The 16,921-nt window shown below is 59.2% G+C and carries 14 protein-coding genes and 1 pseudogene; 8 read left to right on the top strand and 7 right to left on the bottom strand.

From position 1 onward, the window contains the following. Positions 1–8: 8 nt before the first annotated feature. From J2D73_RS08125 to J2D73_RS08105, 5 genes are all read left to right on the top strand, one after another. Positions 9–827, top strand: a complete 819-nt coding sequence (locus tag J2D73_RS08125; RefSeq protein WP_207881143.1) for a class I SAM-dependent methyltransferase — start codon at positions 9–11, stop codon at positions 825–827. Positions 828–878: 51 nt separating this feature from the next. Next, a complete protein-coding gene (coaBC, locus tag J2D73_RS08120) occupies positions 879–2,153 on the top strand; it encodes a bifunctional phosphopantothenoylcysteine decarboxylase/phosphopantothenate--cysteine ligase CoaBC (RefSeq protein ID WP_243429768.1) in 1,275 nt (424 codons plus the stop codon). Positions 2,154–2,217: 64 nt separating this feature from the next. After that, positions 2,218–2,673, top strand: a complete 456-nt coding sequence (gene dut, locus J2D73_RS08115; RefSeq protein ID WP_207881090.1) for a dUTP diphosphatase — start codon at positions 2,218–2,220, stop codon at positions 2,671–2,673. Positions 2,674–2,690: 17 nt separating this feature from the next. Further along, positions 2,691–4,448, top strand: a complete 1,758-nt coding sequence (locus tag J2D73_RS08110) for an ABC transporter permease subunit (protein WP_207881089.1) — start codon at positions 2,691–2,693, stop codon at positions 4,446–4,448. A 130-nt stretch (positions 4,449–4,578) separates the two neighbouring features. Continuing rightward, on the top strand, positions 4,579–4,758 hold the full coding sequence (locus J2D73_RS08105) for a CsbD family protein (RefSeq protein ID WP_207881088.1): 180 nt from the start codon (positions 4,579–4,581) through the stop codon (positions 4,756–4,758). Between the two features lie 481 nt (positions 4,759–5,239). On the opposite strand, the gene J2D73_RS08100 is transcribed toward J2D73_RS08105, so the two are convergent. Beyond that, positions 5,240–6,631 carry a M20/M25/M40 family metallo-hydrolase gene (locus J2D73_RS08100; protein ID WP_207881087.1) on the bottom strand — a complete coding sequence of 464 codons (1,392 nt, stop codon included), beginning with the start codon at positions 6,629–6,631 and terminating at the stop codon, positions 5,240–5,242. A 351-nt stretch (positions 6,632–6,982) separates the two neighbouring features. Here J2D73_RS08100 and J2D73_RS08095 point away from each other — a divergent pair, with 351 nt between their 5' ends. Both J2D73_RS08095 and J2D73_RS08090 read left to right on the top strand, forming a co-directional pair. Further along, positions 6,983–8,365 (top strand): ABC transporter ATP-binding protein, encoded by a 1,383-nt coding sequence (locus J2D73_RS08095; RefSeq protein WP_207881086.1) that lies wholly within the window; start codon positions 6,983–6,985, stop codon positions 8,363–8,365. A 158-nt stretch (positions 8,366–8,523) separates the two neighbouring features. Then, entirely contained in the window at positions 8,524–9,687 is a 1,164-nt protein-coding gene (locus tag J2D73_RS08090) for an MFS transporter (RefSeq protein WP_243429787.1), read from the top strand. Between the two features lie 371 nt (positions 9,688–10,058). Here the strand turns inward: J2D73_RS08090 and J2D73_RS08085 are convergent, their stop codons facing one another. The 3 genes from J2D73_RS08085 to J2D73_RS08075 all read right to left on the bottom strand — a co-directional run bounded on the left by J2D73_RS08085 (position 10,059) and on the right by J2D73_RS08075 (position 12,120). Continuing rightward, on the bottom strand, positions 10,059–10,430 hold the full coding sequence (locus J2D73_RS08085; RefSeq protein WP_207881085.1) for a hypothetical protein: 372 nt from the start codon (positions 10,428–10,430) through the stop codon (positions 10,059–10,061). Beyond that, the gene (locus J2D73_RS08080; protein WP_341535052.1) at positions 10,427–11,368 is read right to left on the bottom strand and encodes a VOC family protein; all 942 of its coding nucleotides are present in this window, start codon (positions 11,366–11,368) and stop codon (positions 10,427–10,429) included. Before J2D73_RS08080 ends, J2D73_RS08085 begins: the two co-directional genes overlap by 4 nt. Positions 11,369–11,613: 245 nt before the next feature. Further along, positions 11,614–12,120, bottom strand: coding sequence for a hypothetical protein (locus tag J2D73_RS08075; RefSeq protein ID WP_207881084.1), 507 nt, complete (start codon positions 12,118–12,120; stop codon positions 11,614–11,616). 185 nt (positions 12,121–12,305) lie between these two features. Here J2D73_RS08075 and J2D73_RS08070 point away from each other — a divergent pair. Continuing rightward, positions 12,306–12,724: pseudogene (locus tag J2D73_RS08070) on the top strand (IS5 family transposase); the annotation flags it as partial. Between the two features lie 231 nt (positions 12,725–12,955). On the opposite strand, the gene J2D73_RS08065 reads toward J2D73_RS08070, so the two are convergent. From J2D73_RS08065 to J2D73_RS08055, 3 genes are all read right to left on the bottom strand, one after another. After that, the gene (locus J2D73_RS08065) at positions 12,956–13,177 is read right to left on the bottom strand and encodes a hypothetical protein (RefSeq protein ID WP_207881083.1); all 222 of its coding nucleotides are present in this window, start codon (positions 13,175–13,177) and stop codon (positions 12,956–12,958) included. A 75-nt stretch (positions 13,178–13,252) separates the two neighbouring features. Further along, positions 13,253–15,877, bottom strand: coding sequence for a M16 family metallopeptidase (locus J2D73_RS08060; protein WP_243429785.1), 2,625 nt, complete (start codon positions 15,875–15,877; stop codon positions 13,253–13,255). A 171-nt stretch (positions 15,878–16,048) separates the two neighbouring features. Then, positions 16,049–16,870, bottom strand: a complete 822-nt coding sequence (locus J2D73_RS08055) for an SDR family NAD(P)-dependent oxidoreductase (RefSeq protein WP_207881081.1) — start codon at positions 16,868–16,870, stop codon at positions 16,049–16,051. Positions 16,871–16,921: the final 51 nt, after the last annotated feature.

Raw genomic sequence — 16,921 nt, 5'->3', positions numbered from 1 at the left:
TCGAGTCCATGACCGACAATGCCCCGCACACATACGACGCGTCGCCGCACTCCCACGGAACCGGGGGAGCCGACTCCTTCGGGACCAGTTCCGGCGACACCGCCGACTTCGGCTACCGGACAGTGCCGAAGTCCGAGAAGAAGACGCTGGTCAGGGGTGTTTTCGACAGCGTCGCCAGCCGTTACGACGTCATGAACGACCTGATGTCCCTTGGCGTCCATCGCGTCTGGAAGCGGATGTTCAATGCGGAGCTCGGCCCACAGCCCGGCCTAAAGCTTCTTGATCTGGCGGGCGGCACGGGGGACATCACCTTCGGCTGGCTCGCAGGCGGCGGCGGTCCGGCCATTATGACCGACATCAATGCCTCGATGCTGTCCGTCGGTCGTGATCGCGCCATCGCGCGCGGGTATGTATCCGACCTGACGTTCTGCGTCGTCGACGCCGAACAGATCCCCTTGCCGGATCGTGCCGTCGACCGGGTGACCATTGCTTTTGGTCTGCGCAATTGCACCGACAAGATGTCGGTGCTGCGTGAAGCGCGGCGTGTGCTGCGGCCGGGTGGCCGCTTCCTCTGTCTGGAGTTTTCTCACGTGCAGGTCGCGGCTCTGGCGCCGATCTACGACGCGTGGTCATTCAAGGTGCTGCCGCTGCTTGGAGAAAAGATCGCCAAAGACCGCGACAGCTACCAGTATCTGGCCGAGAGCATCCGCACCTTCCCTGATCAGGAGACGCTGGCCGACATGTTCCGTGACGCCGGATTCAGCCATGTCCGTTATCAGTCCCTGTCGGGCGGCATCGCGGCGATCCATTCGGGCTGGAGAGTCTGACAGGCCGCGACCTGTCGGCGGTCGAATTCTGAGCCACGGGGTGATCCGCCCATGACGCATGAAATGAACAAACCCTCGGTCCTTCTGATCGTGAGCGGCGGCGTCGCCGCTTACAAGGCGCTCGAACTGATCAGATTACTGACGACTGCTGGCGTCAGAACGCGCTGCGTCCTGACCCACGCCGCCGAACAGTTCGTAACGCCTCTGGCCGTTCAGGCCCTAAGCGGCGAGCCTGTTTATCGCGATCTGTTTTCTCTCACCGACGAACAGGAAATGGGCCACATCGTCCTTTCCCGTTCCGCCGACCTTGTCGTCGTCGCCCCCGCAACCGCGCACATCCTCGCTCGAATGGCTCATGGGCTGGCCGACGATCTGGCGACAACACTGCTACTCGCGACAGACACACCCGTCATGGCGGCTCCAGCAATGAACGTACGCATGTGGGATCACCCGGCGACTCGCGCGAATATTGAGACGTTGCGGGTCAGAGGCGTGCAAATTGTTGGACCGGACGATGGGGAAATGGCTTGCGGTGAATACGGGCCAGGACGCCTCGCAGAACCAGCGACGATTCGCGACGCGATTCTGACGAGTCTGCGCGCCACACCGAAAAAGACGCAGCTCCTCTCGCCTGCCCCTCTCCCCTTGATCGGACGCAAAGCGGTCGTCACGGCCGGACCGACCCATGAGCCTATCGACCCGGTGCGCTTCCTTGGAAACCGTTCATCGGGCTTGCAGGGATATGCCATCGCCGGGGCGCTCTCCCGACTTGGCGCTGATGTCACGTTGGTCAGCGGCCCGACGTCTCTGGAGTTCCCACAGGGCGTCCACGGCGCCCGGGTGGAGACCGGTGAGGAAATGCGCTCGGCGACATATGCCGCCCTGCCGGCAGATATCGTCGTCTGCGCAGCGGCTGTCGCGGACTGGCGCGTCGAGCATCCAACGAACTCCAAGATCAAGAAGCAGGCGGGGCAGTCGCCCCCGGTTCTGACCCTCGTTCCAAATCCCGACATTCTTGCTGAAATCTCAGTGGTTGGACCAAAGCGGCCTCGCCTCGTGATCGGCTTCGCAGCGGAGACGGACGACGTCGAGGCGAACGCCATCGCAAAGCGGGCGCGCAAGGGGTGCGACTGGATTGTTGCAAATGACGTGTCGACAGGCACGAATGTCATGGGCGGCCCGGAGAACCGTGCTATTCTGATCTCGGACGCGGGCGTCGAACGCTGGCCGCTGATGCTCAAGGACGATCTCGCATCCCGCCTCGCGGAGCGGATCGCGAAGCAGTTTAGCGACGATGCGCCCAGTGTCGCAAAGACGACGCCATGATCGGGAGTTCCATGTTTCTTTCACATCCAGCCTCCGCCCGCAGGGCCGCTTTCAGGAGCGTTCGATGACCGCGCCGTCGATCCGCGTGGATGTAAAGCGCCTTCCCCACGCCGAAGACCTTCCACTCCCCTCATACGCCACCGATGGCGCTGCGGGGATGGACCTTCTGGCCGCCGTCAGCGAGCCCCTCGTCGTGCCTCCCGGCGGGCGGGCGCTGGCGCCAACCGGGCTGCGCATCGCCCTCCCCCCCGGTTACGAATTGCAGCTTCGTCCCCGCTCGGGCCTCGCGCTGAAGCACGGCGTGACGCTGCCGAACTCGCCAGGTACGATCGACGAAGACTACCGCGGCGAAATCGGCGTCATCATCCTCAACACCGGTTCTGAGCCGTTCACCGTGGAGCGCGGAATGCGTATCGCCCAGGCCGTCGTCGCGCCTGTGCTTCGCGTAACGTGGAACGAGGTCGCAGAGCTTGACGCGACCGCGCGCGGCGTCGGAGGCTTTGGCAGCACCGGTCACTGATCATCTCCGGGGAGACCATGACGTCAGGCGAGCCTGCTTTTCATCCCGGGCGGATCGCAGTTTTCCCGCGTTCCGCACGTGCGCTTGTTAAATCTCTTCTGGTCGACCTCTCCGCACCAGTCTTTTTGGCGGGAATGGCCATCCTGGCGGCAGTTTTCGCCACACGCTGGCTTCCCGTTCCCTCACAACCTCCACGAGCGCTTAACCTCACGGCGTGGGCCGCTCCGTTATCTGCCGCACTCACTGTGTCACGCATGGCTATTGCGCTACTTCTGGCGCTGGTCGTCACCGGAGTGTGCGCTCCGTTGGCCGCTTCGGGCGGCTGGAGCGGCGCGATGCTTACGCGACTGACGCGCGCCGCCCGATCAGTTCCCACACTTGGCCGTGCAGCGTTTCTAACCCCGCTATTCCTTGCACTGTCTTCTCGGAATGGCGCCGGCGCCGAGTTCGCCGCCATCATCGCCACCGCCGGTTCCGTTGCGCCCGACGCGGCGTTCGCAATGATTCTGGCGCTCCGTGGCGTGCCAGCCGAATTGGACCTCGCGGCGCGTGGAATCGGATTGACCGCGTGGCAACGCTTCTGGCGCCTCGAAGCTCCATGCTCGATTCCACCTGTCTGCGACAGCCTTGCCTCGTCCTTACCCGGCGCATGGTTCACACTACTCTTCACGGAGAATCTGACGTGGGCTCAGGGGGGAGAGTCCTTGCCCGGCATAGGCTCCTACGTCGCCGCCGCAGCGACACAAGCCGCGATCCAGCCGATCATTCTTGGCGGCGGGGCCATGCTTGTTATCGCGCTCGCGTGCAATAAGCTCGGTCTGAGGCTCTTGAGGGGCTGGGCGACGCGGTATCGTCTTGGCGACGTTGAGCGCAGCGACCCAATGCGTGATTCGGCGCTTTTCCGAACGCTTCGATTATCGCCGTTCCTCCGGCCTGCGGCGCGCGCAACGACAAGTATCGTGGAGTTCGTCGCCCGACTTCGGATCGGTGGACGCCCCCGAGCGCAACATTTGAGCGAGCCGCCGGCCATGGAAAACCGCGCCGTGCCCGCGATATTGCTTACTGGAGGTGCAGTCGCAGCACTGTGCGGCGACGTTCTGATCCCAGATCACCATCTCTTCTGTGACTTTCTGCATATATTCTTTTTTGGATTGTTAACGACGATACGTGTCGTCGCTTTGATTGCACTGATCTCGCTCTTCTGGACGCCTGTCGGCGTATGGCTGGCGCGGCGCTCCGTATCGACACAGATTGTCGGCGTCTGCGCCATGTTTCCAGCCAACCTCCTGTATCCGCTCATCGTCGGCGCAGCGATCTACGCACATGTACATGCCGGGTTCTGGCTGGCGGCGTTGCCCGCTCTTGGGGCGCAGTGGCTGTTTCTGGCGCATATTTTACGCGGCATAGAAACTTTTCCCGAAGACCTCTTGCGGGCTGCATGCGCGTTCAACGTTCGGGGCGGTCTATGGTGGCGCAAGGTGATGTTGCCAGGCCTTGCCCCGGCATGGCTCGGGGGCGTCGTTGCCGCCGCTAACGCAGCCTGGAACGCCTCTATCGCCGCCGAACTCGTCAGGTGGGGCGGCCACGATTTCGAGCTTCTCGGAGTAGGCGGCTACATCACACATGCCAGCATGAACGGCGATATGACAAACGTAGCGCTGGGCATCGCCGCAATGACATTCTTCGCCAGCAGTTCGCGCCGCCTGATCTGGGCTCCACTGACAAGTGCTCTGAGGCGCCGCCATACTTCAGGCGCATACGCTCATGTCGCATGATGCATTTCAGCCTGATTAGCAGTCTTCCCGTTTACGAAACCGGATAGGTCATCGCACGTTGGTATCTGCATCAGCCAGTGCGGCTGAGACGACCTTTCGGTCCGTATTACTTCATATAAGGATAGATACGATGGGCGAACTTACTGACAAAGTCAAAGGAACCCTCAATAAAGCTGTGGGCTCCATTAAAGAAGAAGTTGGCAAGGCGACCAACAACCCGGAGCTTGAGGCAGAAGGCTCCGCCCAGAAGATCGAGGGCCATGTCGACACACTCAAGGGGACGGTGAAAGGAAAAATAAACGATCTGTGAGGCACGTTTCTCCACCAAGTGGACATTCCTGAGACAGTCCGAGACCGTCTCGGGAATGTGTGCCTTAAGTAGAAAAAGGCGATTAATGCGCCTACTTAAATCACCTTGCCCCTCCTGTAATCCAGGTTTGGACGATGGGTGAGCCTTCGTGGACTCGCCTCTCATTTCCGATGCATTCTGGGCGGCCATGGAACCGCTCCTGCATGTTGTTTTTGCGTGGCCGAGAGGTGGGCGCGCCTTTTAAAGCCCCTTGCAGACAAGAGCCGTAATTATCAGCCCTGTCGGATGGGGCGCCCCTCATGGCATCAAAAGCAGCCCCCACGGAAAAAAGCATCGCCGGGTCGTCGGTGCGAACCTCAGTATAGATATCCCATTTCTGACATCTCACCGTGCGCTAGACAAGGAAGGCAGATTCCACTTCGCCTTCACACTGATCGCGGGCTGCTTCGGCAGCCCTTACGGCATGGTTTTGAAACACGCTCTAATGCGAAAGCGCGGGGATTACGGACAGATAGTAATCCACCGCTGGAGCGATGCTCGCCACTGGCGTCCGTTCGTTCAGGCCGTGGCTGAAATCCTCTGACGGCTTCAGGAACACGGGACTGGCGCTATAGCTCGGCACACCGTTCTTGCGAAACCACATGCTGTCGCTGGCTCCTGCAGTCATGCTTGGGAAAACCGGTGTTCCAGGGTAAATTTTCTGAATACCTGTAGTCACCGCATCGACAAAATCAGGACGCATGGGCGACGCCGCCGTTTCGACAGATCCCGCGCTCACGTCTTCGAAGTGAACTTGCGGATCCGCCGCGACCTGCTCCAGTTCGCGCATGATGGCAACGCGCGCGTGGCCGGGGAAAATTCGACAGTTAATGTTTGCCGAGGCATGTTGCGGCAGCGCGTTTAGCGCATGGCCACCGTCGATCATCGTCACCACGCAGGTTGTGCCGATCTTGCCGATCAGAGCCGGATCAGCGCTTAGCGCCGCAATGGCTTTTGCATTAGCCGGGTCCTTCGCGAACGCGAGCATAGCCGCGCCAGTGGCGCCGGGACGCAGCTTCGCCGCATTTTCGAAATAGCTGCGCGTCAAGTCGTTGAGTTCCGGCTTGAACTGGTATTTCTGGATGCGCAGCAAGGCTGCCGCAAGTCGATCAATCGCGTTATCAGCACGAGGCTCCGACGAATGGCCGCCGGGGTTCGAGACCGACATACGGAAATCCGCATAGGTCTTCTCTGCACCCTGCCAGCTGAAATACTGCGGCTTGCCTGTCTTCTCGTCGAGAACCCCTGAACCGACGTCGATATTCAACACAAGATCGGCGTTGCGAAGGGCATCGGCGACCATCTCGCTGGTCTTCATCGCCGTTTCCTCATCCCCGGAAAATGCGAGAATGATCGTGCGACGCGGCTTATACCCCTCGCGGCGCAACTCGATCACCGACGAGATCGCCAGCGCGCCGTCGAGCTTCATATCCGTCGCGCCGCGCCCGAACAGATAACCGCTCTCCACGACCGGCTTGAACGGGTCGCGTTTCCAGTCCGAGGGTTTCGCTTCGACCACGTCCATATGCCCGGAAATGACCAACGGTTTCAGGGCCGGGTCGGAGCCCGGCCAGCGCGCGATCAGATAAGCCGTGTTATCCACTGGCGTGATGACGACGTCGTCAGGCGTAAATCCGCCTTCGATCAGAGTTTTCTTATAAAGCTCGGCCACCTGCGGCGTCTGGTTTCCAGGCCCGGACACTGAACGCAGCGCTATCGACGCCTTTGCGAGGTCGAGCGACTGTTGCTCCGCCTGTGGGTGATGCGCAATTTCGGCTCGAGCCGCCTGAGGCGCCAGAACAGCCAACGTAAGCGCGAATGGAAGCACCCGCATGGATCGTTTCTCCCCGGTTCAAATCGAACCCGGATCGTATGCGTTCGCCCGCCCGAGGGAAACCCAGCTTGTTCTCACCCCAACCTTCATTAGGACACGTCCGGTCTGCGGCAGCGCGTGAGCCAAGACGGCCGGACGCAGCAACGGGACGCCATCGTGTCGTCGGACGACATAACGTGTATGAGGACGCGCCATTCGGACGCAATTCCGACAAGGATGCAGCAAGTAGTCGTTACGCAGCTTCCCTGATCGGGCGTCACGCAGTAGGTTCTGCTTACGCTCTTGTGTTCCCCGCGCTCCCTGGCGTCGTGGAGTGCGGGGCGTTTCTGTGGAGACCGGACGAAGCCAGCGATGCCGAACGCGCCGAAACGCCCCCTCCTCTCCGTCGCACCCGAAACATCCTCCGCCGCCTCCAAGCGCGGGGAAGAAACGTTGATCCGGGTGACGGGCGTCAAGCAGTCTTTCCATCAGGACGCCAGCGCCGATTTCCTTGTCCTTGACGACGTCAGCATGACCATCCGGTCGGGAGAGGTCGTCGGCTTGCTGGGAAGGTCGGGCTCCGGAAAATCCACGCTGTTACGGATCATGGCGGGGCTTGTCGCCCCCACAGCAGGAAGCGTTTTCTGGCACGATCAACCTTTGCTCGGCCCTGTGCCCGGCATCGGCATTGTCTTTCAGTCCTACGCACTGTTTCCATGGCTGACCGTACAGGAGAATGTGGAGCTTGGGCTTGCAGCCCATGCCCTTCCCCGCGCCGAGAAGACTGCCCGCACAAGCGAGGTCATCGACCTGATGGGGCTTTCCGGTAACGAGAACGCATGGCCACGCGAACTGTCTGGCGACATGCTGCAACGCACGGGCCTCGCCCGCGCTCTGGCGGGACACCCAGATCTTTTGGTGATGGACGAGCCGTTTGCAGCGCTCGACGTGCTGACGGCGGAAAATCTGCGCACCGATCTGATGGAATTGTGGGACGAGCGCAAACTGCCGCTCAAGGCAATGATGATTGTCACCCACAGCATCGAAGAAGCGGTGCTGATGTGTGATCGCATCCTTGTTTTCGCCGCCAATCCGGGGCGGATCGAGCATGAATTGCTGATCGATCTTCCTCACCCGCGTAACCGCGATGACCCGACGTTCCGCGAACTCGTTGATCATATCTACTCTTTGATGACCCGCCGCACGCCTGTCGTGTCCGAAGCTGACCTGAGTGAAGCGCGTCCCGCGTCGCAAGGACCAACGCATATGCCCCTGCCTGCCGTTACGGTCGGTAGCATGCTCGGGTTGATTGAGGCTCTGGCTGCACCTCCGCTAGGCGGCCACGCCGACCTGCCGCTTCTTGCGTCACGCGCGCAACTGGAACTGGACGACCTCTTCCCACTGGTCGAGACGCTGCAACTGCTCGGCCTTGCGGAGCTTGAGGATGGCGACATTCTCCTGACCCAGGAGGGCCAGCATTTCGCCGGAAGCGACGCCGACGAGCGCAAGGCGATCTTGCGTCACGCCTTCCTCAACGAAGCGCCCTTGATGAAATCAATTTGCGCGGCTCTGGACGAACGCCCCAACCATACCGTCAGCGTCACACGGTTTCGCGACGAATTGCAGGAAAGCATGTCCCCCGCATATGCCGCCCAGACGTTGCAAACCATCGTTCAATGGGCGCGATATGCGGAGCTTTTTGATTTTGATGAGGAAAGAAATGAATTTTTACTGACGGAGAATACTTTCGGGTGAGGTCCGCTCTATCCGACTGAGCAGATTGTCTTAGACTAGCAGCGAATTCTTGTACACAGATTTCCCAGCTAACCCAATCGAACTTCAATTACACGAACACAATACGCCCGACACTGCGCAGAAAAACACACAATGAAGGAATTCCATTTTTGAATCCAATGACGAACCCCGCACCCAATTCGAATTTGGCGCGACGCTCCACACGTCTGGCCTTTCTTATCGCCGGTTTTGCCGGAGCGGCGTGGGCGCCGATTATTCCCTACGTAAAATTTCGATGCGGCTTAAATGACGCCCATCTCGGGCTATTACTTCTGTGCCTTGGAATCGGTTCGATTATATCCATGCCAGTTGCTGGTAGCGTGGTAGGTCGTTACGGCTGTCGACGAATCATCGCTGGCGCGACTTTGGCGATATGTTGCGCTCTTCCCGCGTTAGCGTCTTCTGGCTCAATACCAGTTCTTGCTATTGCCTTGGTCGTATTCGGAGCCGGCGTCGGTTGCATCGATTGCGTAGTCAATGTGCAGGCCGTCATTGTTGAGCGCGCATCCAAGCGAACAATGATGTCAGGCTTCCACGGCCTGTTCAGCGTGGGTGGTCTGCTGGGAGCCATCGGGGTCAGCGGCATGTTGAGTTTTGGACTTTCCGCTACAAATGCTTCGCTTTGCGTCGTTTCCTTATTGCTTCTGAGTGGAATCCTGGCTCTGCCGGGACTTCTGACAGGGCACACCAATGCTGAAGAAGAGGCATCGTTTGCGCTACCGCATGGCGTTGTGCTCACCATTGGCGTCATGTGCTTCGTCGTTTTCCTCACCGAAGGCGCAGCTATCGATTGGAGTGCTGTTTTTCTGGCGACAGAGCGCCAAGTTGATGTGCGCTATACAGGATTGGGTTACGTTGCTTTTGCCTGCACAATGACTGCGGGGAGACTGCTTGGCGATCGACTTGTACGTCGCGCGTCCGGGCGCTTGCTAATCATTGGCGGCAGCCTGTTCGCTGCGGCGGGAATGTTGCTCGTTGCGACAGTTCCCGCATGGCAAACCACGTTATTGGGTTACGCCTTTGTCGGCGCGGGATGCGCCAACGTTGTGCCCGTGCTTTATTCCGCCGTTGGCCGCCAAAACTATATGCCAAAACATCTGGCTGTTTCAGCAATAACGACACTTGGTTACTCCGGTATTCTGACAGGTCCCGCTGCTCTCGGATTTATCGCCCATGCGACCAGCCTTTCGCTCTCCCTCGGAATTGTTGGTGGCTTACTGGCAGTCGTAGCTATCATGGGAATGCTGCTGCCGCGTGTCCTGCTGAATGGCGCCGCAGTTTAATATCGATGTTTTAAAAAGCATCATCAGAAACATAAGAACTCAAAACAATCTCGATCTGAGAGAATATTCGCCGGAAGTAAGCATGTCAGACACCGCTGGCCCAAGCAGACCGTTTTACAAAATCGGAGCCGCCAGGTTCCTCATGATCTTCGCGCCAGCGCCAGCGCGACAGGTCGTCCTTTCCACATTCAGCCAGACCTTCCAGACACTCTGCATCGCCAACTTGCGAGTCACCGACGATTGGCAATAAATGCTCGTGGTGAGATCGACCATTTTGAGCGACGACCGCCAGCAGGCAGCCGAAAACATCTAACGCAGTTCGTAATTGGCAGCGAGACGTAGGTTAAAACCAAACGTCCCGCTGTGGCGCGTCAGCGCCTGCCGCCGCCGCCATGTCCACCACCACCTGGACTGCCTCCGTGGCCACCGCCACCGCCCGGACCACCGCCATGCCCGCCCCCGCCGGGGCCGCCACCATGTCCGCCACCGCCAAACCCACCGCCCGGCCCGCCTCGGCCACCACCACCACCGGGGTGGCCACCAAACCCACGAGGGCCGCCACCCCGATATGGACCGACGCCGTAGCCCGGTCCCCAACCGCCTCCCCAGCCGCCGCCTCCCCAGCCGCCGCCATAATATCCGCCACCGAAATCATCGTAACCGACCCCGACGCATCCAGAGAGCATCCCAACCAGTCCGAGCGCGGCGACCAATTTGATCTTTCTACTCGTCAACACGCTCATTTCGCTTCTCCGTCGACAGAGGCCTGGGCTTCCATAACGCCGAACACAGCGCCTGCGGGATCGGCCAGAATGGCGATCATGCTGTTATTATGATCAAGATGCGGCTCACTGATCACACTGCCGCCAAGCTCCGCAGCTTTTTTCGCACTCTCAGCCACATTGTCGACATTGATGAAGCTGATCCAGCGCGCTGGCGCATCCGCGCTCAGACGAGGCGGCAGCGGGTTCACCGTAGCGCGCGTCGAGGCTTGTGAGGAAAGTATGTAACGCAGAGGACCTTGCGACTCATCCTGCGTCCGAACTTCGTATGAAAAAAGCTTCTGATAGAAGCCGGTGGCGTCTCTGGGCGCGCGCGTCAGCAACGCATTCCATATCCACTGCCCCTGAACGGCGGGGGCGTCAGAATCTTCCGGATCGCCGCTGCTGGATTGCACGGCTGCGAACAACCCTCCCTGCGCGTCGGAGATAATCGCTTCGCGACCAATGCCGGGAATGTCATGAGGAGAGAACATGATCGATCCACCCCAGGTTTTCGCGGTTACAACCAACTGATCGACGCTTGCAGTCGAAATGAAGGGAAGCCACAGCGGGGTGTGCCGCCCATCAAGGGGACGCTCGACCAGTCCAGCAACGCTTTTACCGTTCACCGTCGCCTGCACGTAACGCCCGACCGAAACCGACGATTCCTTGAACGTCCACCCCAGAAGCTGCCCGTAAAAGTGCTCGGCCTGCGCAATGTCAGGCGTGGTCAACTGTGCATATACGAACTTTCCGGGCATCGTCTTGTTCGTCGCAGGGACCGCCAGCGGCAGGAAACTGTCTGCCGCGTGTGCGCCGTTAGCCAGACATAACGTTATCCCGACAGGCAGAGACAATACCAACCGCCGCCAGTCAAACGTCTTCAACGCGCTGGTGGTTTTCCGCGAAAAAACTGGCACAGCAAACGCTCCTGTTTAGCGAACGGTTTAGACAGCGTAGACGATACGCCGACCTTACCCAGTCGTCAGATAAACTCAAATTCTCTAGTGATCGCAATCCACACGGCTTTGATTTTGCGGTTTGCGAGCGACAGTCTGATCTGGTTACTGTCACAGCCCTGATCGCAACTACCCCCTCCTACCTCGCCAGAGAAGGTCTACCAGGCGAACATCAATCCCCTTGAAATCACCAGCGTCTCCAGCGGTTAAATACTGACGGATCGATCGCCCGTGCCTGCCACACTCGGCAGTAGTTTTTGAAGTATAAACATGTTGGAAACAGAAAAATTTTCTCGGTCAAAAAAAATTGTAAAGGTCATATTTTCACCGTCGATCTCATAAATACTTTCCGCAAAACGAGATAAAAAGTTCGGATGAAAAACTCCGTTATCTAAATGAAAAAAAGCACACAATTCTTCCAGCTTTATTTTTCCAAACCCTCTATTCAAAGACACCATAATCGTCGAAACAGTTTTATTTTGACTCTTTTTCACCTTATACATGATGGCAAAATTCAAATTCCCACTCTGAATCGGCTCAAACGCCACGCTTTTTGTGTTATATTCAATGTTTTCAATTTCATCGAAATGTTTTCTAACTGAACCCGCACAAACCCTCCCTCCAAAATCTTCAATTACGCTTACTTCGTCTGATATATTTTTTTCTTTGAGGCGTTTTTTTACCGCACATAGAGGTGCGTGAACGTCAAGCATTTCGTCAAATCCCTTCCCCGAAGGAAACGTGCCCGCAAAAACCTAACATTTCATAATCATCAACATAAGACGTATCGAAAAGCCTTACCCTAAAAAATTTATGATCGCGGGTTAGGTGCTGTCTGCATTCAGGGATTCCCTTGGAGCTGAAGTTCTGATTTAAGGCTTTCGATGGAGGGCAGGCCTTGAGCAGACGGACACTGACGGACGAGCAATGGATCCGGATCGAAGGCCATCTTCCCGACCGGATCGGAACGCCCGGGCGGAGTGGCGCCAACAATTGGCTGTTCGTGGACGCGATCTTGTGGATGGCTAGCAATGCGGCGCGCTGGCGTGACCTGCCGGACGTGTTCGGCAAATGGAGTGCGGTCCACGCTCGTTTTCGACGTTGGTCACACGCGGGTGTCTGGGAAAGACTTTTCCATGCCCTGGCCGACACGCCGGAGTTCGAATATGTCCTGATCGACAGCACCATCTCAAAGGTTCATGCCGATGCCACGGGCGCAAAAGGAGGGCTGAAGTTGCCGCCATCGGTCGTTCGCGCGGCGGGCTGACAACCAAGCTGCACGCTGTCGTCGATGCGATCGGCCTGCCGCTGCGGATCCATCTGCTCGCCCGTCAGCCAATACAGGCCACTCATCTTCAGTTTCCTCAAGGAGCCTGAATCACATCCTGCTGCCCACATCAATGGATCCTGAGCCTAAAGCAAATATCTTAACAATCCGATCCTCTTAAAATGTCAAAAAAATTACCAAAAAAAACTCCCACTACAGATATTTATATATATCGCCCCCAAGGTCATTACTATCACCGCGAATTTCTCGGCCCGTTTTTTTTAAAAGTCGATTATACGCAACCCCACCTGCACCCTCTCATTCATAATATCTACACCTACCTGTAACTGTTCATCCGATTCATCATCGGGATTGTAGCTTTCTCCTGATTTTTTGAACTTGATCACCAAATCCCTGTGCTCTTTCCACAAATAAACAGAGATTATTTCTCCCTCATCTTTGGGCATGTTTGTGTACAGGTTTTTTACCGTTGGCTTTTGCATTTTCTACCCATCTCAGGATCCTTTAAAGGTGTCATTATTGACTAATAAAGAAAACCGTCACTAAACTAAGCCTCCTCACCAATGCGGCGAGGGGCCCTTAACAATCTCCGCCAGATCAGCCGGACGCACCCACTTCCTGAACGCCGCCTGCACGTCCGCCGCGGTCGCATCGTAATACTTACGCGCGGCAATATCAGGCGTGTTCAGCGGTAGACCGAGTTGCGTCAGATGCAAATATTCCCCGGCGATAGCGCCGAGGCTGGCACGCGCAAGAGGCAGGCTGCGCAGCAACGCCGATTTCGCCAGAACCAGTTCATCGTCCGTCACAGGCGCCGTCTGCATCGCCTTGATGTCGCGCATCGCGGCCTCACGGGCCGGGCCGACCTTGTCCGGGTCGGCGCCATAGGACACAGAGTACGCGCCGCGCGTGCGCCCCCATTCGAAACTGCTGCTCACCGAATAGACATATCCGGTTTTCACGCGCAGATCACGATACAGGCGCGACGAGAACCCGCCGCCCAGAACCTCGTTCCCAAGCGTCAGGAAGAAATGATCGGGGTTCGCGGCGGTAAGCCCCAGGCTCTCCGGCAGGATCACCGTATCCTGCACATTGCTCTTGTCCGGCACGTTGGCGCGGGAAGTCTTGCTGTCGGGGCGCGTCGGCAGATCGACCTTCGGCTTCGGCCCTTCCGCTGTCCAGACGCCGAACGTCTTCTCCACGACTTCGCGCGCCTGCTCCGGCGTCACGTCGCCGGTGACAACGATGGTCGTCAGGTCCGGACGCCACGCGGCTTTATAATACGCACGCACGTCATCAAGTTTTAGCGCCATAATCGTCTGCGGCGTAGCCTGTCGCAGGGTCGGATCATGCGGAGGCGAGATCGCGGCTTCCACGGCGCGATCAAACAGATATCCCGGCGACTGAAGCTGCCCTTCCTGCTCCTGCGCGGTCTGCTGGCGCACAATCTGGAAGTATTGTTCCGGGAACGCCGGGTGCAGTTCGTTTTCGGCGAGCAGCGCCATACCTTCCCCGAACTTTGAAGACGGCACGCGCAGGGAGAATCCTGCGCCCGCGCTTTCCCACGCAGGCACTTCGTCGAGCGCCTTGCGGAAGGCCAGACGGTCATGGCTTGTGGTGCCATAGCTGAACAACGCTTCAGTGATATCCGCGACGCCTTCCTTGCCCTTCGGCTCCTGAAGGTCAGAGTTGCCGCGCACCATCCCGTTGACTTCAACCGTCTGGCTGACATGCGCCGGATGTACGATCAGGGTCAGACCATTCGGCAACGTGGACACGACCGGGGCGAGCGCGGGCGGCGGCACATCGAGTTTTTTCAGCGCGGCTTCCGCCCAGTCGGGCAGCTTCACCGGCTTGTCGGGAGCGGAGGCGAAGGATTCCGCCCCGCCGAACCCGCCGCCTGCGACCGGCTTGCCGGAGTTTTCGGGCGTTAGGATCGCCGTCACGGCCCGCGCGGGGTCGAGAAGCTTCTGCGCCAGTGCGTTGACCGCCTCTGGCGTCACCGCGTTATAGGCGGCGATCATGTCATCCGGCGCGGACAGCCCCTTGAAGGCCAGCGCCTGAGACCAGCTTTCGGCCAGACCGCTGACAGAGTTCGCGGTAAAGCCAAGCTGCGCAATCTCCTTGCGCTTGGCGGCCTCGACCAGATCGGCGGGAACGCCGTGCTGCCGGATGTCCGCCAGAACGTCGCGCATATAACCGAGCGCCTTGCTGGAATCTCCGCCTTTCGGGAATCCTGCGAGCGCCAGTCCGAAACCTGCCTGTTTTTTCGGAGCGAATTCAAAACTGGCGAACAATGCCTTTCCGGTCGGGCCAAGCTGATAAAGCGCGCCACGCTGGCTCGCCAGCACATCGGACAGGATATCGGCGGCGGCGAATTCCTGCGCCGTCAGGCCCGGCATCGGAAACGCTATGGTGGCGAAGCCGATCGGATAATCCGTAGGAAAAGACAGGGTGCGGGCGGGCGCGGGCGCGGGAGAAACCGGTTTGCGCTCCGGCAGCGTTTTGCGCGGAATAGCGCCGAAGATCGATTTGACCTTCTCCAGAGTAGCCTGCGGATCGACATCGCCCGCGATCACAAGGATCGCGTTGTTCGGCGCATACCATTTCTCGTAGAAATCACGCAGAAGCTTCGCGTCGGTCTTGTCGAAGGACGGCCGCGTTCCCAGCGCATCGTGCGCATAGGGCGTGTCCTGGAAGAGAATGGACTGAAGCTGCGAGATATAGCGGTAAGCCGGACTAGAAAGATCCCGCGAAACCTCCTGCTCGATCGCGCCGCGCTCCTTGTCCCAGTCCGCCTGCGAGAGAGTCAGACCGTTCATACGCAACGCCTCGATGCGCAGCGTGACGTCCAGATCCTCGGCGGGGGCCGTGTAGAAATACTGGGTCACGTCCTCGGTCGTGTCAGCGTTGTAGCTGCCGCCGAGACGCGCGCCCAGCGCCGCGAGCTGATCCTTGTCGAGCCCGTCGGAGCCGCGGAACATCATGTGCTCAAGGGCGTGCGCCGTGCCGGGAAAACCGTCCGGCGCTTCGGCAGAGCCGACCAGATAGTTCAGCTCCGTCGTGACGACGGGGGCCAGACGATCCGGCACGATAACGACGCGCAATCCATTGGGCAGCGTAGCCTGCAACGCGCGATCCACGCTGGTGGCGAGAGGCGCCGCCATCGCTGTGCCCGCCATAAGAGGGCTGGTCGCCACGGCGCAAACGGCGCCCTGACCGACAAGGGCGGCGCCAGACAGCAGCGCAGCGCGCAACAAGGGACGAACCGCGTGCGGAAAGCGAAAGGTCATGACGTGAGCTAATCCCTCTACCTGTAGCGGTGGGGATCATGCAGCCTCACGGCCACGCTGTCACCTTGGCGCGCGGGCGGTCGGGCAGCTGCGGCGTACGCCGCGTCCCCCCAGATAGGTCAACAACGGCAGGGAAAGGCGTAGCAGGCCCGGCGCGAGCATGCAGAGCTTTCCGAACAGCCCGTCGAGCGCGGGCCTGAACCGTTCTCCCCCGGGTCGCCTCAGCGTTTCCATGACGGTGGCGGCGATTTCTTCAGGACGAGCCGGCGCGCTGACATAATTCAGCACCGACCCTCCACCCGCCATTTCGTCCCGCAGCATGGTCGTATCGACAGCGCCGGGGAAGATCGACGACACGGCAATTTTTCTACGTCGCGCTTCCAAAGACAGGGAGAGCGCGAAGCTGCGCAGACCCGCCTTGGTCGCGGCGTACACGGCGCTTCCGGCGAGCGGCATGACCGCCGCCATCGAATTGATGAACACGACATGGCCGCCACACGGAATCGACGCCATCAGCCGCGAGGTGAGTAATATAGGGGCCACAAGATTGACCGATATCTGCCGTTCGACGTCATCCTGCCGCAGTGCATCGACTGTGGCTGGCGTAATGACCCCGGCACAATGGATCAGGACGTGGACGTTCTTGCCCACAGCGGCCAGTTGCTCCGCGACAGACGTAATCTGCGCCGTGTCCGTGAGATCGCACGGCATATGCGAAACGCCATCACGGACAAACGCAGGTGGTGAACGGCGGGACACGACGACGACGTCATAGCCCTCATCCGTCAGACGCGAAGCGATTACGGCGCCGATTCCGCCAGACCCGCCCGTCACAACGGCCAATGGCCTTTCGCTTGTTCCGTCCCCCCGGGCCGTGGCCATATCCGTATCCCTGCTCGCGCCATGCGGTCATTCGACGCCGCAAACCCGCCT

The sequence above is a fragment of the Acetobacter sacchari genome (assembly GCF_017377715.1).
In the GTDB taxonomy this organism is placed as follows: Bacteria; Pseudomonadota; Alphaproteobacteria; order Acetobacterales; family Acetobacteraceae; genus Acetobacter; species Acetobacter sacchari.
This window is presented reverse-complemented; position numbering and strand designations above follow the sequence as displayed.